The organism is Actinomadura sp. NPDC047616 (genome assembly GCF_040642915.1).
Taxonomy (GTDB): Bacteria; Actinomycetota; Actinomycetes; order Streptosporangiales; family Streptosporangiaceae; genus Spirillospora; species Spirillospora miaoliensis.
The window spans coordinates 677,021-698,777 of record NZ_JBEYTB010000001.1 but is presented as its reverse complement, the minus strand read 5'-3'; the positions used below and the strand labels follow the sequence as shown (position 1 = coordinate 698,777).

Below are 21,757 nucleotides of genomic sequence, written 5' to 3'. Positions count from 1 at the left end.
CGCATGGCGGACCTCCCGCGCGGCGGCCGGGCCGCGGCCGGTACCGTTGTGAACAGCATGGACGGGACAGCAGAGCGCACCCTGCTCATCACACTCACCGGCCGCGACCGCCCCGGGGTGACATCCCGGCTGTTCAGCACACTCGCCGAATTCCCGCTGACGGTCTCCGACGTGGAGCAGGTCGTCATCCGCGGGCGCCTGGTGCTGGGCGTGCTGGTCTCCTACTCCGACGGGGTCGACATCGGCCGCGTGTGGACGGCCGCCGAACGCATCGCCACCGACCTCGACATGGAGATCGAACTGTCCACCGGACGGTTCCGCACCATGCCGCGGCGCCGTGGCCGGCTGCACGTGACCGTCCTGGGCGCCCCGCTGCGCCCGGCGGCCATGGCGGGCATCGCGGGGCGCATCGCCGCGTCCGGCGCCAACATCGACCGCATCGAACGCCTCGCCAACACCCCGGTGACCTGCATCGAGATGGACGTCTCCGGCGCCGACCCGGAGGCGCTGCGCGCGGCGCTCGCGGTGGAGGCGGCCGAGCAGCAGGTCGACGTGGCCGTCCAGCACGGCGGGCTGCACCGGCGGGCCAAGCGGCTGATCGTGATGGACGTCGACTCCACCCTGATCCAGGGCGAGGTCATCGAGCTGCTGGCCGCGCACGCGGGCTGCCTGGCGGAGGTGGCCAAGGTCACCGAGGCCGCCATGCGCGGCGAACTGGACTTCGAGGGGTCGCTGCGCGAACGCGTCGCCCTGCTGGCCGGGCTGGACGCCGCCGCCATCGACGAGGTGCGCCGCGAGGTGAAGCTGGCCGCCGGCGCCCGCACGATGGTGCGCACCCTCAAGCGGCTGGACTACAAGTTCGCCATCGTCAGCGGCGGGTTCACCCAGGTCACCGACGCGCTCGCCGCCGACCTCGGCATCGACTACGCGGCCGCCAACGTCCTGGAGATCGAGAACGGCAAGCTCACCGGCCGGGTGGTCGGGCCGGTGATCGACCGGGCCGGCAAGGCCGCGGCGCTGGAGCGGTTCGCCCGCGAGGCGGGCATCCCGATCAGCCAGACCGTCGCGATCGGCGACGGCGCCAACGACCTGGACATGCTGCAGGCCGCCGGGCTCGGCATCGCCTACAACGCCAAGCCGGTCGTGCGGCAGGCCGCCGACACCGCCGTCAACGTCCCCTACCTGGACACGATCCTGTTCCTGCTCGGCATCTCCCGCGAGGAGGTCGAAGCCGCCGACGCGGCGGACGCGACGACCGCGCTCTGAACCCGCCCCCCTGGACGTCTTCTACGACACCGTACGATCATCAGTGTCCCGTTTGGGGTACATGCTGGTGGGATATCGCGCGAGTCCAGGGACGGTGAACGGTGCTGCAGCGTGCGCGTGAGGCGTACGCCGCTATCGGCGGCCGGGCGACGCCCTTCTACGGGATCGCCGCCGCGCTCGCTCTGGCCCTCCCACTGATCGTCGGAGCGCTGACCGGGCACGCGGCGCAGGGCGCGATGATCGCGCTCGGCGCGTACCTGGTGGGGCTGCGGGCGCCCGAAGGGCCGTACGGCGCGCGCGCCCGCAACCTGGCCAGCGCCGTGCTGGTGGTCGCGGTCGGCGCGACGATCGGCGGCAACCTGGCCGGGCACACGTGGCTGGCGGTGGTCGTCGTGCCGCCGGTGGTGGCGCTCGGCAGCGTGTTCCCGTGGATCGGCCCGACCGCCGGGCTCGCCGTGCTCCTCACCGCCATCCGCCCGTCCACGGGGGACGTCCTCTACGGCGGGTTCCTCGAACTGCTCGGCGGGCTGCTGGTGAGCGCGCTGCTGCTCGCCCCCTGGCCCGCGCGGCGGCTGCGTCCGCTGCGCGGCGCGCTGGGCGAGGCCGCCGACGCCGTCGCCGAGCTGCTCGACGCCGTCGCCCAGGACGTCGGCGAGCAGCACACCGAGGCGCTCGACGACGTCGAGGTCGCCGACCCGGGCCTGGCCGCCGTCACCCGCAAGCCCGACTGGGAGGAGGCGCGCCGGGCCGCGTCGCGCGCCCTGACCAACGCCCGCGCCACGTACGGCTTCTACCGGTCGGGCCGCGGACGCGAGGAGCCCACCCGCCCCGAACGGCTCATCGAGGCGCTCTCCCGCGTCATGCACGAGACCGTGGCGCTGCACTCGCTGATGGACGCGGCGCGGCGCCGTCCGCCCGGCCGTGAATGGGAGATGGAGGCGCGGGTCGCCGTCGCCGCCCTGGCCGCCCGGCTGCGCCTGCTGGCGGGCGCCGTCGCCGCGCCGGACGGCGGGCCGCTGGGCGACACCGACTCGGCCGCCGTGCGCCGCCTGGGCCGCCAGATCGAGGCGATCCGGCGGGCCAGCCTGGCCGGCGAGGAGGACCTGGTCGCCGCCGCGCTGCTGGTGCAGATCCGCCGGTCGGTGGAACGGATCTCCGGCGGCATCGAGTCGGCGCGCCGCGTGGTGTCCGGCGGCCTGCGGATCGGGTTCGGGCCGCCGCGGCTGCCGGCCGCGCCGCACCGGATCTCGGTGCTGAACCGCTTCGGCACCGCCGTGCGCACCCGCTCGCCGGGGTTCCGGCAGGCCATGCGGGTGCTCGTCACCGCGGCCGTGGCGATGGCGCTGGCCGCGGCGCTGCGCCTGCCGCACGGACAGTGGCTGACGATCACCGCGGCGCTCGGGCTGCGCGCCACCTACGACGAGACCGTCACGCACCTGATCCAGCGCGTCGGCGGCACCGTGCTCGGGTCGGCGATCGCCGCGATCCTGCTGGCGCTGGCGCCCGGCCAGCTCGCCGCGGCGATCATCCTGTTCGTCTTCGCGATCATCGCCTTCACGCTGCGGTCGGTGAACTTCGGGTACTGGATGCTGTTCGGCACGCCGGTGTTCCTGATGCTGCTGGACTTCTCCACGCCGTCGGACTGGACCGCGGCGGGCGAGCGCATCGCCCTCGTCATCGCCGGCGGGCTGCTGGCGTTCCTGGCCACGCGACTGCTGTGGCCCACCGGCCACGCCGAACGGCTGCCCACCCAGCTCGGCCAGCTGCTCACCGTCCACGCCGACCTGGTGCGCGCCACCGCCGCCGTCGTGGAGGGCGACGCCGAACGGCTCCCGCACGACAAGGTCGTGGCGGCGGAGCAGGCCGTGGAGACGGTGACCGACTCGCGCAACCGCCTGGAGAACGAACGCGTCCCCGACACCGAGCGCATCGCCCGGCTGGACGACGCGATCAGCGCCGCCCGCAGCATCCGCGACCACCTCATCGCGGTCACCCGCATGGCCCGCCAGGACGCCGAGGACGTCGGCCCCGTCCCCGAGATCCTCGACCGCGTCGCCGACCACCTGGAGGAGACCTACGACCGCCTGTCCGCCCCGGAGCCGGCCGATGCCGACCTGCCGCCCCTGCGCGAACGCCTGGACGACGACTTCGCCGATCTCGACAGCCACATGGCGAAGCTGGCCCGCCGCCGCCGCGCCGAGATCAAGGAGGGCGTGAGCACCGACGAGTACACGCCCCTGCGGCACGCGGTGCTGCAGATCTCCGGCACCCGCTACGCGCTGCGGTCGCTGCGCAAGGACGTCGACGACCTGGTCACCCAATGCCTGGCCGCCGCGGCACCCTCGGCTGAGCGCTCCTAGGGCTCGGGGGCTCCGAGGCGCCTTCGGCCTCCTGGGGCGCCGCCTCGTCGGCTGGGCGCGCCTAGGGCTGCTTGGGGGTGCGGAACGTGACGAGCGTGCCCGCCCCGGGCCAGGCGTCCGTCCAGCCGCCCTCCCACTCGATCACGGCGAGCGCGCACGTGGGGAAGGCGTCCGGGGCGGCCCCGGTCAGGTCGTGGACGAGCTGGTGCACCGACGGGTTGTGCCCGACGAGCAGCAGTGTGCGCACGTCGTCGTCGGCCTCGCGGACGAGGGTGAGCAGCGTGTCGGCGTCGTTGTCGTAGATCTGGGACTCGTACCGCACCGCCGCCGGGACCGCCAGCCGCTCCAGGGTCTCCCGGGTCCGCACGGCGGACGAGCACAACACCAGGTCGGGCACGAGGCCCCGGTCGCGCAGCCACTCGCCCGCCGCTTCGGCGTCCCGTCGTCCCCGATCGGCGAGGCTCCGCTCGATGTCGGGCATGCCCCCGCCCGGGACCGCCTTGGCGTGGCGCAGAACGAGCAACGTCGACATGCCCGCCACCCTAACCGTCCCGCCGCCGGGGCCCGGTCAGGGGGCGACCAGCGCGGCCAGGAGCCACAGAAGGGCGATCATCCCGAGCATCCCGCCGAGGATGACGGCCAGCCCCTTGGGTCCGGACATCGTGGACTTCCCCGTGCTCACCGCACGCCTCCTCATGATCACCAAGGGGGCGTCGCGCCCTCGTCCAGCGTACGACCACCCCGCCCGAGCCCCGCACCGGCCCCGCGGCACGCGCGGACGGCGGGAGGCCGGGGGCGCGGCACGCGCGGGGCCGGCGACCGAGACGGCCGCCGGCCCCGACGCGGCTGCGATCACGCCTTGTTCGCGGACGACTCCTTGCCCGTGTCGGCCTTCCCGTCACCGACGAGCTGGGCCTTCTCTGCGGGCCCGGACGCGGCCGGCGCGGCGGGCGCCGTACCGGACGTCACGGCACCGGCCTCGGCGCCGCTCGCCACGGCGGGCTCCGGCTCGCCCGCGCCGATCAGGTCCGCGCGCCGCTTGGAGACCACGATCGCGCCGACCACGACGCCCACGGCCACCACGGTCACGCCCACCCGCAGCGGCATGTTGCCCGCGTACGTGACGACGGCGTCCGCGATCAGCAGCGCCACCAGGTTCATCACCTTGATCAGCGGGTTGATGGCCGGGCCCGCGGTGTCCTTGAACGGGTCGCCGACCGTGTCGCCGATCACCGTGGCCTCGTGCGCCTCGCTGCCCTTGCCGCCGAGGTTGCCCTCCTCGACCAGCTTCTTGGCGTTGTCCCAGGCGCCGCCGGAGTTGGCCAGGAACACCGCCATCAGCACACCGGCCGCGATCGCGCCGCCGAGGAAGGCGCCCAGCGGGGCGTACCCCAGCGCGAACCCGACCGCGATCGGCGTCATGATCGCCAGCAGCCCGGGGGTCGCCAGCTCGCGCTGGGCGTCCCGGGTGCAGATGTCGACCACCCGGTCGTAGTCGGGCTTCTCGGTGAAGTCCATGATCCCGGGCTTGGTGCGGAACTGCTCGCGCACCTCCACCACGACCCGTCCGGCCGCCCGGCCCACCGCCATGATCGCCAGGCCGGAGAACAGGAACACCACGGCCGCGCCGACGATCAGCCCGATCAGCACGTTCGGGTTGTCGATGGACAGGCTGAAGTTCGCGAACGAGCCGAGCGCGTCGCGGGCGTCCGCGGACGCGTCGCTCAGCGCGCTGACCACCGTCGTGCGGAACGAGCCGAACAGCGCGGTCGCCGCCAGCACGGCGGTGGCGATCGCGATGCCCTTGGTGATCGCCTTGGTGGTGTTGCCCACCGCGTCCAGCCGCTCCAGCACGGCCGCGCCCTCGCCCTGGACGTCGCCGGACATCTCGGCGATGCCCTGCGCGTTGTCGGACACCGGGCCGAAGGTGTCCATCGACACGATCACGCCGACCGTGGTGAGCAGGCCGGTCCCGGCCATGGCCACCGCGAACAGCGCCACGGTGGTGTTGCCGAAGCCCAGCAGGAACGCCCCGTACACCGCGCCGCCCACGACCAGCGCCGTGTAGACGGCCGACTCCAGGCCCAGCGAGATGCCCGAGAGGATCACGGTGGCGGGGCCGGTGCGGGCGCTGCCGGTGACCTCCTTGACCGGCTTGCGGCTGGTCTCGGTGAAGTAGCCGGTGAGCAGCTGGATGGCGCTGGCCAGCACGATGCCGATCAGGACCGCGCCGAGGGCCACCCAGCGCGGGTCGGCGTCCAGGCCGCGGATGGACTGGTCGGTGACGCCCGACAGGTCGGCGAACGAGGACGGCAGGTAGACGAACGCCGCGACCGCCACCAGCACCGCCGAGATCACCGCCGACAGGAAGAAGCCCCGGTTGATGGCGGACATCCCGGAGCGGTCGCGGGCGCGCGGCGCCACCGCGAAGATGCCGATCACCGCGGTGACGACACCGATCATCGGCACCACCAGCGGGAACACCAGGCCCTCGGTGCCGAACGCGGCCGAGCCGAGGATCAGCGCGGCCACCAGTGTCACCGCGTACGACTCGAACAGGTCGGCCGCCATGCCCGCGCAGTCGCCGACGTTGTCGCCCACGTTGTCGGCGATGGTCGCCGCGTTGCGCGGGTCGTCCTCGGGGATCCCCTGTTCGACCTTGCCCACCAGGTCGGCGCCCACGTCCGCGGCCTTGGTGAAGATGCCGCCGCCGACCCGCATGAACATCGCCAGCAGGGCCGCCCCGAAGCCGAAGCCCTCCAGCACCTTCGGCGCGTCGCCCTTGTACGCCAGCACCACCACCGCCGCGCCGAACAGGCCGAGCCCGACGGTGAACATCCCCGCGACGCCCCCGGTGCGGAACGCGATGCGCATCGCCCGGCGCTCGCCGCCCTCCTCCCGGGCCGCGGCGGCCACGCGGACGTTGCCGCGCACCGCCAGCCACATCCCGGCGAACCCGGTGACCGCGGAGAACAGCGCCCCGATGACGAAGAAGACCGACCGCCCCACCCGTTCGGAGGTGGAGTCGGCCGGCAGGAGCAGCAGCAGAAGCGGGATGAGCACCACGAAGACCGCGACCGTGCGGAACTGGCGTTTCAGATAGGCGCTCGCGCCCTCCTGCACCGCGCGCGCGATGTTCTGCATCTTCTCGGTGCCCTGGCCGGCGCCCAGCACCTCGCGTACCAGTCCCGCGGCGACGGCCAGTGCCAGCAGAGCGATCACCGCGACGACGACGACCAGTGTCTGGTCGCCGCCGCCGAGATCCACTTCTGCGCCGGCCGGGCTTGACAGGGAAAGCCCAGACATGCGTCCTCCTCGACAGGGGCGAGCGAGCTCAGATCGTCCAAAAGGACGATCTTTACCGCGTACCCCGCGAGTGGCCGTTTTAGACACCTCGCACGGCAACGCGGGTGCCGGGAGTCTACGCAGGTAACGGAAAGATGAGAACCCCACGAGCTCGACATCGAAGGGGAGATTCGGAAACGCCCAGCTTTACGTCAGGATTTCCCGCAAAAGTAGACACTTGCCACATCGCCGCAGGTCAGCGGCATCACGGCGGTACCTCTGACCCTGTCGGGCGCCTCACCGCACCGCATCCTGACGCGCTTTTTACCTCAAACCACAACCCGCATTACGCACCGGCCCAAACCGGCCGACACCGCCCGCCCCAGAAGATGATCTCATAAGCGCCGCACCGCTCCGGCCCCACCCTCGGCCACCCACCGGCCGCCCGCCTTCGCGACGAATCACAATTCGCTGCGATCCCATATGATCAATAATCGATTGTGCATTTTTTCGCAAAGTCTGAGACGGGACCGGGGCGGTGGCTATGGCGACCCCGCGGTGCGCTCGCGCTACTCGTAGAGCCCTGGCACGGGGCGCAGCGCGCCCTCGTCCCCGATCGCCCGGTAGTAGCAGGTGCGGCGCGCCTGCCCGGAGGGCAGCTTGGTGTGGCAGGCCCCACCCGTCGTGGGACGGACCAGGTAGAGCAACGAGTTCTGCTCGCAGTTGACGCGGACCTCGACCAGGGCCAGCGTGTCCCCCGACGTGGCCCCCTTGCGCCACAGCTCGTTACGGGACGTGGACCACAGGACGGCGATGCCCTCGTCGAGCGACGCCCGCAGCGCCCTCTCGTTCGCGTACCCCACGAACAGGACCTCGCCGCTGTCGGCGTCCTGCAGCACGACGGGCACGACCTGCGCCCCCGTGGCGGCCACCGCGGCCAGCTTCCCGAAGTCGAGTTCGAGCTTGAGACCTTCTTCGAGCTCGTTCATCTGCTTCCTCCTCCATGACGACGCCCCGGGCGGGGCAGGGGAACGTGTACCCCGGACGCCAAGGAGCCGGTACGGCATTCCACGCTCGTACCGGCTCCTGGCTCGTTACGGATTCGACCTTGGCCCGCCGGGGTCGGCTCGCCCACCTTCGCGAGGGGGGCGGGCTGCGTGACGCGCCGTCCGCCTCGGCAGGCATCGCGTCCGCTTCCGGCGCCGGGGTCCGCGCCCGGGACTGCTCGCGGTCGGCTCTGGCGACGTCCCCGCCCGCATACGCGTACGGTGGCCGCCGCCCCTTGCGGCGCTTCCCGCGTCCATGGTGGCGGGTGCGGGGGCGCGGCCTGTCCGGGCGGCCCGCGCGGCCTGCCGGGGCGGCGGACGGGGGTCAGCTCTGGGGCGGCACGCCCTCTTCAGCGGGCCAGCTCATCCGGATCTGGACGCCCTTGGGGGTCGAGGAGATCTCCACGTCGTCCGCCAGGCCGGAGATGACCGCCAGGCCCAGCTCGGCGGTGCCGTCCCCCAGCGCGTACTCCAGGCCGTCCGGCGCGGCGGGCAGGCCGCGGCCGGCGTCCTCGCTGGGAACGGTGTCGCTGACGGTCACTTCGAACCGGCGGCCGGTGCCGCTCAGCTCCAGCCGTACCGGTTCGTCCGGACAGTGCCGCTGGTGCGCCTCGACGGCACGCGAACACGCCTCGCCCACCGCCAGCCGGACCTCGTCCAGCAGGGCCTCGGCGACGCCGCTGCGGCGGGCCACCGCCGTGACGATCAGCCGTGCCGTGCGGACATGAGCCGGCAGGGCGCTGAAAGTGAGCTCAACGGGTCCCATCGCGGCCGGGCCGTTTATTTGGCGCCCTTGCGCTTTTCCTCGGCCTCGGCGATCGAGTCGTGGATGCCGAAGACCTTGGTCAGGCCGGTGATGCGGAAGATCTTCAGGATGCGCTCCTGGGTGCACACCAGCTCCAGCGACCCGTCGTGCGCCCGCACCCGCTTCAGGCCGCCGACCAGCACGCCGAGACCGGTCGAGTCGAGGAACTCGACCTTCTCCATGTCAACGAGGAGGTGGAACTTGCCCTTGTTGACCAGGTCGATGAGCTTCTCGCGGAGCCTCGGCGCCGTGTAGACGTCGATCTCGCCCTCCACCGTGATGACGGTGAGGCCATCTTCGGTGGTGTAGTCGTTCACCTTAAGGTCCACAGATCCTCCAGCGCCATGCAGCACACTTCGATCCCGTCGTCCACGAAACCGGCCGCGGGGGGCGGTTCACGGGCGCCGGGACTCCGCCGTGATTCAATCACGCTCCGGCGTCGAGTACGCGCGTTATCGCCCAGTCGGACGAAACTTCGTACGGCCGTCTGACCTGCTGATCTGCCGGTCGTGACGAGGGGATGCAGCCCTGCGGCGCCGGGGCGTTCACGTACTTGTGCCCAGGCTGGCAGACTGAAAAACCTGATGGGCCCGCAAAGATCTTCGACCCCCCTGGACCGGCTGCTGGCCGTGCCGTCCCGGCGCGACCGCATCACCCACGTCCAGCAGGTTCCCGCACGTCAGGGCCGTCGCGCCGACTGGCCGCGGTGGGCCCCGCAGACGCTGGTGCGGCGGCTGGCCGCCGCGGGGATCGAGGCGCCCTGGGAGCACCAGGCCGAGGCGGCCGAGCACGCCCGGTCGGGACGCTCTGTGATCATCGCCACAGGCACCGCGTCCGGGAAGTCGCTGGCCTATCTGCTGCCCGCCATCGCCTCCATCTACGAGGAGGAGGCCCGGAGCCAGGGCACTGTGCTCTATCTCTCCCCCACCAAGGCGTTGGCCGCCGACCAGCTTCGTGCGCTGCGGTCACTGCGGTTGACGCGGGTGCGGGCAGCCACCTACGACGGGGACACGCCCCGCGACGAACGCGCCTGGGTGCGGCAGCACGCCAACTACGTGCTGACCAACCCCGACATGTTGCACCGCTCGATACTCCCCGCGCACGGACGGTGGAGCGCCTTCCTGCGTCGCCTGCGCTACGTCATCGTGGACGAGGCCCATGGGTACAGGGGCGTGTTCGGTTCTCATGTGGCGCAGGTGCTGCGGCGCCTTCGCCGGGTGTGCGCGCGGTACGGGGCCTCACCCGTCTTCATCCTGGCCTCGGCGACCACATCCGAACCTGCGACGACCGCGTCCCGCCTTACGGGCCTGGACGTGGTGGCGGTGGACGACGACGCGTCCCCTCGGGGGCCGGCCACGTTCGCCCTGTGGGAGCCCCCGCTGACCGAGCTGCGCGGAGAGCAGGGCGCCCCCGTCCGCCGTACCGCCACCGCCGAAACCGGCGACCTCCTGGCCGATCTGGTGGTCGAGGGGGTGCAGACGCTGGCGTTCGTCCGCTCGCGGCGCGGCGCGGAGTCGGTGGCGCTCGGAGCCAAGCGCGCGCTGGAGGAGGCCGCCCCCGAGCTTCTCGACCAGGTGGCGGCCTACCGCGCGGGCTACCTGCCCGAGGAACGGCGCGCGCTTGAGGCCGCCCTGCGCTCACGCGAACTGATCGGCCTCGCCAGCACCAACGCCCTGGAACTGGGCGTCGACGTGTCCGGCCTGGACGCGGTGGTCGTCTGCGGTTGGCCCGGCACCCGCGCGTCCCTCTGGCAGCAGGCGGGCCGCGCCGGACGCTCCGGGCAGGCCGCGCTCGCCGTCCTCGTCGCCCGTGACGACCCCCTGGACACCTACCTCGTCCACCACCCGGAGGCGATCTTCGGAACGCCGGTCGAGGCCACCGTGCTCGACCCCGACAACCCGTACGTCCTCGAACCGCACCTGTGCGCCGCCGCGTCCGAGCTGCCGCTGACCGAGGACGACCTCGACCTGTTCGGGCCGTCCACCGCCGACCTCCTGCCGGACCTGGTGCGCCGCGGCATGCTGCGCCGCCGTCCCGCCGGGTGGTACTGGACGCGCCGCGACAAGGCCGCCGACCTGGCCGACATCCGCGGCGCGGGCGGCCCGCCGGTCCAGGTCGTCGAGGCCGCCACGGGACGCCTGCTGGGCACCGTGGACGAGGCGTCGGCGCACACCACCGTCCACGAGGGCGCCGTCTACATCCACCAGGGCGAGTCGTTCATCGTCCAGACCCTCGACCTGGACGACTCGGTCGCGCTGGTGGAGGAGGCCGAGCCCGACTACTCCACCACCGCGCGTGACGTCACCGACATCCGCGTGATCGAGCGCCTGCGCTCGGTCTCCTGGGGCGAGGCGACGCTCAACTACGGCACCGTCGACGTGACACGGCAGGTCGTCGCGTACCAGATGCGGCGCCTGCAGACCGGGGAGATGCTCGGCGAGAAGCCCCTGAACCTGCCTCCGCGCACCCTGCGCACCCGCGCCGTGTGGTGGACGCTGTCGGAAACCCAGGTGGAGGGCCTGGGCGACCTCGACCTGGCGGGCTCGGCCCACGCCGCCGAACACGCCTCGATCGGACTGCTGCCCCTGTACGCAACCTGCGACCGCTGGGACATCGGCGGCGTCTCCACCGCCCTCCACCCCGACACGGGCCTGCTGACGGTTTTCGTGTACGACGGCCATGAGGGCGGCGCCGGATTCGCCGAACGCGGCTACGCCAACGCCGCCACCTGGCTGCACGCGACCCGCGAGGCCATCACCGCCTGCGAGTGCGAATCCGGGTGCCCCTCCTGCATCCAGTCCCCCAAGTGCGGTAACGGCAACGACCCGTTGGACAAGCACGGCGCCCTGGTCATGCTGGCCGAACTCCTCCGCCACGCCCCCACCCCCTAGGCCACCAGGGCGGGGCGCTCCGATCCGCGCGTGGCGCCGGCGATGAACCTGGACATGCTGCGCTCACGCCGACTGCGGCGCGAGACGCCGGAACCGTGGACACCCGCCACCATTGACACTCCCAGGGGCCTCGCCGCTCATGAGCGGGCGGCTCGCTTGACCGGCCCATAGTTAACCGTTATCTATATAGCTGACCGTTAGGGGGCCAGATGCAGGACGTGGTGCTGGCGCTGCTGGCCAAGGAGCCCGCGCACGGGTACCAGCTGCGCGCCAGGCTGCAGGACGCGCTCGGCCCGCTCGGCGACGACCTCAACGCCGGGCAGGTGTACGTGACGTTGCGGCGCCTGGAGAAGGCGGGGCTGGTGACCGCGCGGCTCGTCGGGCAGACCGACCGGCCCGACCGCAAGGTCTACGAACTGACGCCCGCGGGCCAGGAACGCGTCACCCACTGGCTGGCCGACGTGGACCGCGCGTCCCGCCCGGCGCCCACCGACCTCTACCTGAAGCTCGTGGCCGCCGCCTCGTCCGGGCTGGCCGACCCCGTGGACATCGTCGACGCCCAGCGGCGCGAACTGCTGCGACGGCTGGCGGACGTCCAGCGGGCGGCGCTCGACCAGCCCGCCGGGTCCGGCCCGGCACTGCTCCTGGAAGGCGCCGTCCTGCGCCTGCAGGCCGACCTGCGCTGGCTGGACGCGTGCGCCGCCCACTGGGCCGACCGCCCGCGGGGCTGACCGGAAAGAAGTGAGGAACCGTGGAACCCATCCTGCGGGCCCATCGCCTGCGCAAGCACTACGGCACGGGCACGGGCCTGGTCCGCGCCGTCGACGACGTCGACCTCGACGTCGCCCCCGGTGAGGCGCTGGGCGTCGTCGGCCCGAGCGGCTGCGGCAAATCGACGCTGCTGCACCTGCTCGGCATGCTGGACCGCCCGGACGGCGGCCAGATCTGGCTCGGCGGCGAGCGGGTCGACCGGCTGAGCGAGACCGCGGCCGCCCGGCTGCGCCGCCGCGCGGTCGGGTTCGTGTTCCAGGCGTTCCACCTGGTGGACGAGCTGACCGCGCGGGAGAACGTCGAGCTGCCCGCCCTGCTCGCCGGTGCCTCGCCGCGCGCCGCCCGCCGCCGCGCCGCCGCCCTGCTCGACCGCGTCGGCCTCGCCGACCGCGCGGCGCACCTGCCCGCGCAACTGTCCGGCGGGCAGCGCCAGCGGGTCGCGGTCGCGCGCGCCCTCGTCAACGACCCGGGCCTGCTGCTGGCCGACGAGCCCACCGGCAACCTCGACACCGCGGCCACCGGCGAGGTGCTGCGGCTGTTCGACGAACTGCGCGCCGAGGGCCGCACGCTGGTGATCGTCACGCACGATTCCCGGATCGCCGCGGCCGCCGACCGGCTGATCACCATGCGGGACGGCGTGTTCGTCGACCAGACCGTGCTCGGCCGCACCGGCCACGGCACCGGTCTCGGCGCGATCAGCGGGCTGGTGTGACATGGGACGCGTCCTGCTCGCCTGCCGCCTGGCCTGGCGTGACCTGCGCCGACGCCGCGCCCAGGCGGTCCTGCTCCTGGTGGCGATCGCGGCCACCACGACGACGTTGACGCTCGGCCTGCTGGTACGGAACGCGGCCGACGACCCATGGGAACGCACCCGCGCCGCCACCGCGGGCCCCGACGCCGTCGCCACCGCCACCGACGCACGCGCCCTGCAGGCCCTGGCGAAGGCCGACGGCGTGGCCGACGCCGTCCGGCCGTTCCCGACCTTCGCCGTGCGCCTCGGCGTCCGGGACGTCCAGGTCAACGCCGTCGTCCAGGGCCGCGACATCACCCCGAGCCGGATCGACCGCCCCCACGTCACCTCGGGCGCGTGGCTGCGCCGCGGCTCGGTCGTCGTGGAACGGGCATTCGCCGACGCCCTGCGCGTCCGCCCCGGCGACGAGATCACCCTCTCCGGACGCCGTTTCACCGTCGCCGGAATCGCCGTCACGACCGGCCGGGCGCCCTACCCGTCGTCCACACCGGGCCTGATCTGGACCACCCGCGCCGACGCCGCCCGCCTGCCCGCGCTCGCGCAGCGGCGGCTGACCATGCCGCTGCGCCTGGACGCCCCGTCCGCCGCCCCGGCCTTCGCCGCCCGCCACCCGGGCGTCACGCCCTGGCAGGACCTGTCCGCGTACGCCACCGCTGAACTCCGCTTGGCCAACAACGCGCTGATCACCGGTGCCTGGGCGCTGGCGGTCCTCGCGGGACTGTGCGTCGCCCTGCTGGTCGGCGGCCGTCTCGCCGAGCAGAGCCGCCGCGTCGGGCTCCTCAAGGCAGCCGGGGCGACACCGGCCGTCGTCGCCCTCACCCTCCTGGCCGAGCACCTGTTCATCGCGGTCGCCGCCGCCGTCGTCGGACTGCTCGCGGGCTGGGCCGCGTCCCCCCTGCTGACGGGTCCGAACGCGGGTTTGCTCGCGTCCGGCGACACCGCCCCCACCCCCGGCGTCGTCGCCGCCGTCCTCCTGCTCGCGCTCGGCGTCACCGCGACGGCCACCGCGTTCCCGGCGCTGCGCGGCGCCCGCGTCACCACGGCGCACGCGCTGCGCGCCCCCGTGCGCCCGCCGCGCCGCCTCGGGGTGCCGTCCGGCCTGCCGGTCACCCTGCTGCTGGGCCTGCGCATCGCCGCGCGCCGCGTCCGCCGCACGATCCTGGCGGCGCTCAGCACCGCCGTCACCGTCGCCATGATCGTCGCCGCGCTCGCCATGAACCGGGACGTGGCCCGCATGGACGGCCGGGCGACCGGCCCCGACTTCGTCCCGGGCGCCGGCAACCCCGTCACCGAACGCGTCAGCCAGATCGTCCTGGTGCTGGCCGTCGCCATGCTGCTGCTCGCCGCGGTCAACGCCGTCCTCACCGCGTGGGCCACGTCCCTGGACACCCTGCGCACCTCGGCGCTGGCCCGCGCCCTCGGCGCGACCCCCCGTCAGATCACCAGCGGCCTCGTCGCCGCCCACCTGCTGCCCGCCGCCGTGGCCGCCGCCGGCGGCATACCGCTGGGCCTGACGGTGTACGCGGCGGCCCGCGCCGTCGGCGACTCCTCGGCGTCCGGCCAGGTCCCGATCCTGTGGCTGGCCGCCGTCCTCCCCACGGCACTGGCGGCCGTCACCGCCCTGACCGCCATCCCCATCAGGCACGCCGCCACCCGCCCCGTCGCGCCGACCCTCAGAGCCACCTGAGGGTCAGGGCCGCCGCACGCCCGCCTGCACGGGTACCACCGAAGCCTGCTGCTGGGGCGACGCGTTGCGCCGGGCCATCGCCAGCTCGCGTTCAAGCCGCCGCTTCTCCAGTTCCAACGCCTGGATGGACTCTTCGTGCTCGTCCCGCAGCTCCCGCAGTTCGCGCCGCAACCCGACGGACCGCCTGACCCCGACCGTCGCGATCGTCGCACCGACCATGAGAACGACGGCGACCACGGCCCCCGCCATGAACACCTGCCACTCGGCCGCGACCCCCGGCACGGCCTCCCCGAACACCGTGAGCTCAGCCTCGCCGGTGTTGTCCGCGATGACGGCCGCCCCCACCACCAGCGCGGCGGCCACGATCAGCAACCCCAAGAAGATCATGCGGAGGGTTCTCCTCTCCGTCGCGGGGAGATCTCAGCTGGGAAGGGAGCCTAGACCGTCCCCATTTGCGACGCCATCCCCAGCCACAGCCTTTCGCCCGCCGCACCCCCGGCCTGCCACAAGCTCCCGCGCCCTCCTTCCACGCCGCGACTTCAACCCCCAAACAGATTCAGCACCCGAAACAGGCTTCCTCACACCCGCCGACCACTCCGTGACGGCCCGCCGAACCATGCAACACACGACAGACGCCACCGCAACCAGAGCTGCCCGACAGACGGAAATCACCACAGCCATGACACACCGGAGACCGAGACTCACATGACGGGCAGCACCGGCACCGGCACCGTCAACGGCCGTGCACCAAAGAAGCGACACCGCAGCAAGCGCAAACGAACCGTGTCGACACGCTAAGCCCGCCGATATGGCCGTAACCACCCTCCGCCTTTTAGAGCGACCACCCCAAACAGCTCCGCACGCGGACACCGCACACTCACAAGACAGAGCAGGATAATTATCTTCCGCCACGAAGGGCCCATGCAAGACATGGCAAGGATGGCATTTGCCAGTGACGACACGTCCGCAACACTTCGACCAACCGCCCACCTGCAAGAACAGGTCGCAGGCCGGCACCATTCTCCCCAGCCGCCCGACGCGGCCACATTAACCACCGGACCGGACGGGCCGTCACCGTCAACATGTCCGCCGACGAGGACGGCGGCGCCTCGACCCCATCGACATGAATTCCGCCCACACCGACAATCCCGTGGACTTAATAAGCAGGCAATGCCGACAACCGGTCAATGATGTTTCCGAGTCAAGGTCGTCCACACCGGGTCGATACGGCCGAGCCATACATCCTGATCGTCCGCCAATGTCTCTCTCAGCGGCAACGGCAGGAAACGGCAGGCGAACGTCAGCCCCGCATCATCCCCGTCGCCCCGGACAGTGTGGTTCCAGGCATCGATCGTGGTCGCAGGCGCCTGCAGATGAAAATACGTGGTCCGGCGCGGCTGCCCGGTGTGGGGATGGGGCTTGTCCTCCACGACGATCTGCCGAACCACGGAGACCGCAACCAGGCCGGTCTCCTCTGCGACCTCCCGCAACACGGCCTGTTCCAACTGCTCACCGGGACGGACGCCGCCCGCAGGGACCTGCGTACCGGCCTCAGGCATACCGACATGGTCGAAGACCAGCAACTCAGGGACGGATCGACACCTGATCACATAACCGGCAACGCGAATTCTGGGCGAGCCCACCCCCACATTCTCCATCGGACGTCCCCACAAGTCGATCAACACTTGAACCCCAAGCGCGTCCGGAGGCGTCCCCACCCAAGAGAAAGTCAACGTAAGGGGCACCTCCCCTCAACTCCCACCTCCTCCCACTCCCCAAAGGCCCTCCCGCCACAACAACGCATCACGCCGAATCCACCCGGCTCCAACCACAGCCCGCATCCACACGACCTCGACCTCACCCTCACCCGAACGACTACACCCTCAACCCTGCTTTCGCCGTGCACCAGGTGCTGGCCCGTACATCCACGCCTCCCACCAGCACCACGCCCGCCTCCAGTCGTAGAACCGCGCGAGCAACTGCAGCAATGTGCTCTTGCCCACACAAGGTTTGATCGGAGGACGGTCGGCGCCCTATCCCAGGATGCGGTTGGGGTCGCTGCCAGGAGCGAATCCGGCGAGCTTGCTCGGATCCCGATCGGTCTCCATGTCCTCTTCCCAGCCAACGGCGTGGGTCACGACGTAGTCATGATCGCCGCCGGTCTCCAGGATGAGGCACCAGGCGTCCAAAGCGAGGCCGGTGTTATCGGCGCGGATCCACTCTTCCTCGGCCGAGGTGGCACAACGGATCACCAGTCCGTCGTACTCAATCCTGATCTTCATGGCTTGAACGGGCTTGAAGAGCACGTCGATGCGGGACTGCCTACATCCATCCCGCCAGGCCGTTCGCGTACGCAGCAACAACTGACTGTGGCTGATGGTGTAGGCCCAGGTGGTGAAGGCCCGATCAGAGCGAAAAAGCTCCGCGCCGGGCACGAAGCGGTCCTCGGTGTTCAGCCAATCCCGCGCAAGCATGCACGAATCCTCCCAGCACAAGCCCCATCAACACACCAACACGCCCGAATGCGACATTCGACGAAGGATGGCGACGAGGTCTCCCACGGCAGTTACCGGATGGCGGAAGCCGATGACCTCGCCGCCCGGAGCAGTACAGGTGGCGAGTACCGCAGCATGCGGCGCGTCAGGATTCCAGCCCCGCCAGGGCGCTAGGCATCGACCTCGTCGTCGACTCGCCCCCAGAACAAGACGGGCACGGCATCAGCACTCAGCAAAACTAAAAGCCGCCCTCGGCTGCGGACGACCCCGCCCTGCCACCACCACCCCGACGACATCCACCAGCTCAGCAGCTCAGCCCCCAGCACAAGACGGACGCGGCGTCACCACTGAGGGAGACCAAGAGGCGCTTTACTGTGGACTACTTCGCCCTGCGGCGGCCGCCCTGGCGGCTTCCGCCGGCTCGGCGCTTGCCGGGTTGGCGGGACGGCTTGGCGATACGAACCGTGACTCCGCTGGTGCGTGAACCGCCGAGAGTCGCGGGGCGGCGCCCCGCACGGGATGTGGCCTTGCCACTGCGTGACGGCGCCGACTTGCCCTTCGAGGTCGGTGTGGCCTTCGCAGCCTTGGCGATGGACGAAAGGTCCGCGGTTCTGGCGACAGCCTCGGCCCGGGCGATCTGCTTCCTCGCCTTGATGACGCGTTTGCGGCCAGACCCGCCTCGCGCGATGCGCGCCGCCATGCCCTGGCTGCTGATCCCCGCATTGGCGACCCGCATGCGCCGCGTCCACGTTCCCAGGTGCGCCGCGACCACCAGCAGGATGAGGGCGATGGCCACGCTCTTGCCCCACTGCAGGCTGTCGGGCGCCGCGACGTTCTGGGCCTTGGGCCGGCTCTGGTCGGCCACCTGCGGCGTGGGATACGCCAGGCCAGGGGGCGCTCCGTCGGGCTGAACCGAGGGCAAGGTCACCGGAGAGGCGTTGTTGAAAGGCGTCAGCGGCGCCGTACCACGGGGCGTGTTCCCCGGCATCGACGGGACGGAGCTGGACGGTGCGGAGGAATTGGAACCGCCACCACTTCCACCAGTGCTGCCCTTGACGGTCACGCTCGCCGACGCGGTGCCTGAGTAGACCGACCCGCCGGAACCGTTGGAACGCTTGGCTCGCACCCGCACCGGAATCGCCCCGCTCGTGCCGGACGGCACGCTGAACGTGGTGGAGCAGCTCGTCCCCGAGCACAGCCCGCCCACTGACCCGCTCTTGGATCCGACGGACCCGGCACTGATCGAGTATCCGGTGAGGTCGTTCTCCAGGCCCCGGTTCCAGCGAACGGTGATCTTGCTACCCGACACCGTGGCCGACAGTCCACCCGGCGCCGCAGGGGGAACCCGCGCGTAGAAAGCCCGGGTCGCCTTGGTGCTCCACGACACCAGGCCCTTCTTCTGAAGCCTCACCTCGTAACGGCCGTTGTCACCGAGCTCCGCGGTTCCGTTCAGGCTCTCGGTGTTCACGCCTTCTTTTGCGTCGACGACCTGCTCGTTACCGCCGGGGCTGACGACCACCAGCCGCCAGGCGAACCACTCCGTGGTGGCCGAGACGCTGACCGAGCCACCGCTGCTGATCACGGCACCGTTGCCAGGACTGGTGATCCCGGCGCTGGCCGCGTGGGCCGGAACGGCGGTGCCGAGAATCGGGACGCTCATCGCAAGGGGTGCCGCGAGCACGACTGCACCGATCCTGCGAATCCAGGTCACGGCCTCAATCCCTCCATCGGACGATGTGCCGACTTCGCTCCGTCCGCCGAACCCGGCCCGGCCATCCGGCGGGCGGCCGAGGAGACCGCGCCGTGTCTGATGATTCCGGGGGGCTGAGGGCAGCGTAACGTACCAATGGGTAACCCACGTCACAGTACGGCGACAAAGCCGCGTCGTCGATGCCCGTCCCCGGTCGCCGACACCCTGCGCGCACGATCACCGCCTGCTATTGACGCTCCGTTCAACGAGTCAGGTGTGGTAAGGGTACGCTTTCTGACTCCGCGGGACCACCCCGGGCTCGGGAAACGATCCGGATATCGCCGATCGCCAAGGCCCCTGTGACCGCAATCGTCACCGATACATCGACGATGCTTCCTCGTACCTGACACCTCTTCAGCCGTCCACCGAACTCCCGCACTACGACCGCGGCGCTCCTGCATGCCTCGCCGGCCCCCTCGGCAACTCGCGCCGCCGCGGCCAGCGCGGCAAGATCCGCCGCAGCGTCCGCCCGATGCCGCGCCACCCGCACCCCACCCACGGCCAAGGCCGCCACAGCCGAAACCCACACGACCGCCATAAACGCGACCACCCACAACGCCCCACCCCCTTCATCACCCGCTTCCTTCATCACGACAACCCCCTTCCCGGCGAACCTGACATCACCACCCCAACGGCGTCTGCCCCCTCCACCTGGCGCCGCCCACCTGCTCATAAGCCGCAGCGTCCCCCGGTGCCGCGCCACTCGCACAACACAGCACCCACCGCCAAGACCCACATGACCCCCATGAACGCGACCAACCACAACGTCCCACCCCCTTCATCACCCGCTCTCTTCATGACGACAACCCCCTCCCGGCAGACCTGAGATCACCACCCCACTGGCGGGTGGCCCCTCCGCCTGGGGAGGCCGCCCACCTGCTTCTGCCCGTAGGACTGGCAGGTGGGCGGCCGTGAGGCACCTCCTCCGTTGGTGTCACCGGCTTTCACTGCTCGGTCTGGCGATGGGCTCCCGGCTCGGTGGCGGCTGTGGCGTGGGCCCTGATCAGGAGAGCCGGCAGGCCGCTGACGGCCGGCGGCCTGGTGGGGACGGCCACGTCGACGCGGGTCGTTTCCACGTTGCGGCTGATCCTGATCTGGGCGCCGGGCGGCAGGGCCCGGGCGACGACGGCGCGGACTGCCGGCAGGGGTTCGCCGCGGGCCGCCGCTCGGGCGCCGCTTCGCGCCGCGTCCGTGCAGGCCACCTGGGTCGACGCGATCCGGACCGCCCAGAGCGACGTGACCAGGACCAGCACCAGGGCGGGGAGGGCCACGGCGATCTCCGCGGTGACCATGCCACCGTCGTGAGGCTGCCGGGCGCTCATCCCGCCAGCTGAAGCGCCCGCTTGACGACTCCTAAGAGAAGGCTCCTCACCTCCGAACTGGTCACGATCTTGAAGAGAAGCGCGGCGAACGCGGTCGCGGCGATCATGCCGACCGCGTACTCGGCCGTGGACATGCCGAGATCTCGAGCCTCCCGCCGCCACCGCCGTGCGACAGTCGTCATCATCCGCATGGGGATCTCCTTTCTTTGATGTTGTTGCAGGACGTCGGGACGGTGCCCGACTCCAGCCTGCAGAGGCGAGTACTCGGAAAACAGGTGAGCGCCGACCTGTGGATAACTGGGCAGTCACCACGGGAGAAGGACCGTCGACGCGATCCCTGCGATGGTCGGGACGATGCCGAGCAGGACGAACGCGGGCAGGAAGCACAGGCCGAGTGGAGCGAGCACCCGGATGCCCGCGGCTCTGGCCCGGGCAATGGCCGCCGCGCGGGCAGCACGCCGCTGGTCGCGGGCAAGGCGGGTGAGGGTCGGTGTGATGGCGGCACCGCTGTTGACCGCGCGCACGGCCGTCCGGGCGAGCGGAGCCAGCGTCGGCTCGTCGGCCAGGCCAAGCCAGGCCGTGGACGGATCAACACCCAACCGGATCTGGACGGCGACGCGCTGGAGATCGTCTCCGAGCGGTCCGCCGATCGCTCGTGCCACCGCCTCCACGGCGTCGCTCCAGGGTGTTCCGCCCTGCAGGCAGGCGGCGAGCAGGTCGATCGCCACTGGCAGGTCCGCGACGAGACGGGCCCTCCTGCGGCGCTGGTCGGTGTGTTCGAGCCGTCCCAGCACGCGGGCGACCGCCACCGCGACGGCGATCCCCGCCAGTACGCCGACCGGGCCGCCGAGCAGGACCGCGCACACGGTTCCAGACAGCAGCACCGCCCCACGCCTTGTCAGTACTTCGCGCTTGCCTCTGGCGGGAGAGGGCGTCACGTGTCCCGGAGCGTTTTGTGTCTGCTCGGCAGGAGGTGGCGGTCGGCCACGAGGCGGGACCGTGCCCAAGGAGTCGTGCGGACGGCGCGTGCCTGCAGGAGTTCGGTGCGCGCGACCGGAGACGAGGGCGGCGTATCTGTGGAGGGCGGACCTGTGATCACTCGGCCACAGGAAGCCGGACACCGCAGCGAACAGGACGGCCAGAAGGATCATTCGAGTCTCCTACGAGGTTGATGCGGCCGAGCACCAGCGCGACGGCGGTCAGCAGTACCCCGATCAGGATGGAGCCGACGCCGTCCCAGGCGGCCGACCCGGTGAGCTGGTGCAGGCCGAGCCCGCTCGTGTCTCCTTTCATCGGGGGATCGAGGGAGCGCTGGGGCGCGTCCGGCG

The 21,757-nt window shown here is 71.6% G+C and carries 20 protein-coding genes; 6 read left to right on the top strand and 14 right to left on the bottom strand.

Annotated features, from left to right (window positions below; translation table 11 throughout):
• Positions 1-57 precede the first annotated feature (57 nt).
• Entirely contained in the window at positions 58-1,266 is a 1,209-nt protein-coding gene (serB, locus tag ABZ801_RS03335; RefSeq protein WP_344952889.1) for a phosphoserine phosphatase SerB, read from the top strand.
• A 101-nt stretch (positions 1,267-1,367) separates the two neighbouring features.
• Positions 1,368-3,626, top strand: coding sequence for an FUSC family protein (locus tag ABZ801_RS03330; RefSeq protein ID WP_360692081.1), 2,259 nt, complete (start codon positions 1,368-1,370; stop codon positions 3,624-3,626).
• 61 nt (positions 3,627-3,687) lie between these two features.
• Here the strand turns inward: ABZ801_RS03330 and ABZ801_RS03325 are convergent, their stop codons facing one another.
• From ABZ801_RS03325 to ABZ801_RS03305, 5 genes are all read right to left on the bottom strand, one after another.
• Entirely contained in the window at positions 3,688-4,158 is a 471-nt protein-coding gene (locus ABZ801_RS03325) for a histidine phosphatase family protein (RefSeq protein WP_360692078.1), read from the bottom strand.
• A 320-nt stretch (positions 4,159-4,478) separates the two neighbouring features.
• The gene (locus ABZ801_RS03320) at positions 4,479-6,932 is read right to left on the bottom strand and encodes a sodium-translocating pyrophosphatase (protein WP_360692075.1); all 2,454 of its coding nucleotides are present in this window, start codon (positions 6,930-6,932) and stop codon (positions 4,479-4,481) included.
• Between the two features lie 548 nt (positions 6,933-7,480).
• Positions 7,481-7,900 (bottom strand): phosphoribosyl-AMP cyclohydrolase, encoded by a 420-nt coding sequence (locus ABZ801_RS03315; protein ID WP_344952881.1) that lies wholly within the window; start codon positions 7,898-7,900, stop codon positions 7,481-7,483.
• A gap of 382 nt (positions 7,901-8,282) precedes the next feature.
• Positions 8,283-8,723: an ATP-binding protein gene (locus tag ABZ801_RS03310; RefSeq protein ID WP_344952879.1), complete on the bottom strand. Its 441-nt coding sequence runs from the start codon at positions 8,721-8,723 to the stop codon at positions 8,283-8,285.
• Between the two features lie 14 nt (positions 8,724-8,737).
• On the bottom strand, positions 8,738-9,091 hold the full coding sequence (locus ABZ801_RS03305; protein WP_344952877.1) for an STAS domain-containing protein: 354 nt from the start codon (positions 9,089-9,091) through the stop codon (positions 8,738-8,740).
• 255 nt (positions 9,092-9,346) lie between these two features.
• Between ABZ801_RS03305 and ABZ801_RS03300 the strand changes: the two genes are divergently transcribed.
• The 4 genes from ABZ801_RS03300 to ABZ801_RS03285 all read left to right on the top strand — a co-directional run bounded on the left by ABZ801_RS03300 (position 9,347) and on the right by ABZ801_RS03285 (position 14,862).
• Positions 9,347-11,653 carry a DEAD/DEAH box helicase gene (locus tag ABZ801_RS03300; protein ID WP_360692070.1) on the top strand — a complete coding sequence of 769 codons (2,307 nt, stop codon included), beginning with the start codon at positions 9,347-9,349 and terminating at the stop codon, positions 11,651-11,653.
• Positions 11,654-11,862: 209 nt separating this feature from the next.
• A complete protein-coding gene (locus tag ABZ801_RS03295) occupies positions 11,863-12,384 on the top strand; it encodes a PadR family transcriptional regulator (protein ID WP_344952873.1) in 522 nt (173 codons plus the stop codon).
• A gap of 20 nt (positions 12,385-12,404) precedes the next feature.
• Positions 12,405-13,136, top strand: a complete 732-nt coding sequence (locus ABZ801_RS03290) for an ABC transporter ATP-binding protein (RefSeq protein WP_344952871.1) — start codon at positions 12,405-12,407, stop codon at positions 13,134-13,136.
• Between the two features lies 1 nt (position 13,137).
• Entirely contained in the window at positions 13,138-14,862 is a 1,725-nt protein-coding gene (locus ABZ801_RS03285; protein WP_360692065.1) for an ABC transporter permease, read from the top strand.
• Positions 14,863-14,865: 3 nt separating this feature from the next.
• Here the strand turns inward: ABZ801_RS03285 and ABZ801_RS03280 are convergent, their stop codons facing one another.
• The 9 genes from ABZ801_RS03280 to ABZ801_RS03240 all read right to left on the bottom strand — a co-directional run bounded on the left by ABZ801_RS03280 (position 14,866) and on the right by ABZ801_RS03240 (position 21,722).
• Positions 14,866-15,249, bottom strand: coding sequence for a hypothetical protein (locus ABZ801_RS03280; RefSeq protein WP_360692062.1), 384 nt, complete (start codon positions 15,247-15,249; stop codon positions 14,866-14,868).
• Positions 15,250-16,046: 797 nt separating this feature from the next.
• Positions 16,047-16,547: an NUDIX domain-containing protein gene (locus ABZ801_RS03275; protein WP_360692059.1), complete on the bottom strand. Its 501-nt coding sequence runs from the start codon at positions 16,545-16,547 to the stop codon at positions 16,047-16,049.
• A 348-nt stretch (positions 16,548-16,895) separates the two neighbouring features.
• Positions 16,896-17,336: a hypothetical protein gene (locus tag ABZ801_RS03270; protein ID WP_360692055.1), complete on the bottom strand. Its 441-nt coding sequence runs from the start codon at positions 17,334-17,336 to the stop codon at positions 16,896-16,898.
• Between the two features lie 400 nt (positions 17,337-17,736).
• Entirely contained in the window at positions 17,737-19,068 is a 1,332-nt protein-coding gene (locus ABZ801_RS03265; RefSeq protein WP_360692052.1) for a fibronectin type III domain-containing protein, read from the bottom strand.
• 241 nt (positions 19,069-19,309) lie between these two features.
• Positions 19,310-19,696 (bottom strand): Rv3654c family TadE-like protein, encoded by a 387-nt coding sequence (locus ABZ801_RS03260; RefSeq protein ID WP_360692696.1) that lies wholly within the window; start codon positions 19,694-19,696, stop codon positions 19,310-19,312.
• 355 nt (positions 19,697-20,051) lie between these two features.
• Positions 20,052-20,399: a TadE family type IV pilus minor pilin gene (locus ABZ801_RS03255; protein ID WP_360692049.1), complete on the bottom strand. Its 348-nt coding sequence runs from the start codon at positions 20,397-20,399 to the stop codon at positions 20,052-20,054.
• 26 nt (positions 20,400-20,425) lie between these two features.
• Complete coding sequence (locus tag ABZ801_RS03250; protein ID WP_344952857.1) at positions 20,426-20,620, bottom strand: DUF4244 domain-containing protein; 195 nt, start codon at positions 20,618-20,620, stop codon at positions 20,426-20,428.
• 114 nt (positions 20,621-20,734) lie between these two features.
• Positions 20,735-21,313 carry a type II secretion system F family protein gene (locus ABZ801_RS03245; RefSeq protein ID WP_360692045.1) on the bottom strand — a complete coding sequence of 193 codons (579 nt, stop codon included), beginning with the start codon at positions 21,311-21,313 and terminating at the stop codon, positions 20,735-20,737.
• A 211-nt stretch (positions 21,314-21,524) separates the two neighbouring features.
• Positions 21,525-21,722: a hypothetical protein gene (locus tag ABZ801_RS03240; RefSeq protein ID WP_360692042.1), complete on the bottom strand. Its 198-nt coding sequence runs from the start codon at positions 21,720-21,722 to the stop codon at positions 21,525-21,527.
• Positions 21,723-21,757: the final 35 nt, after the last annotated feature.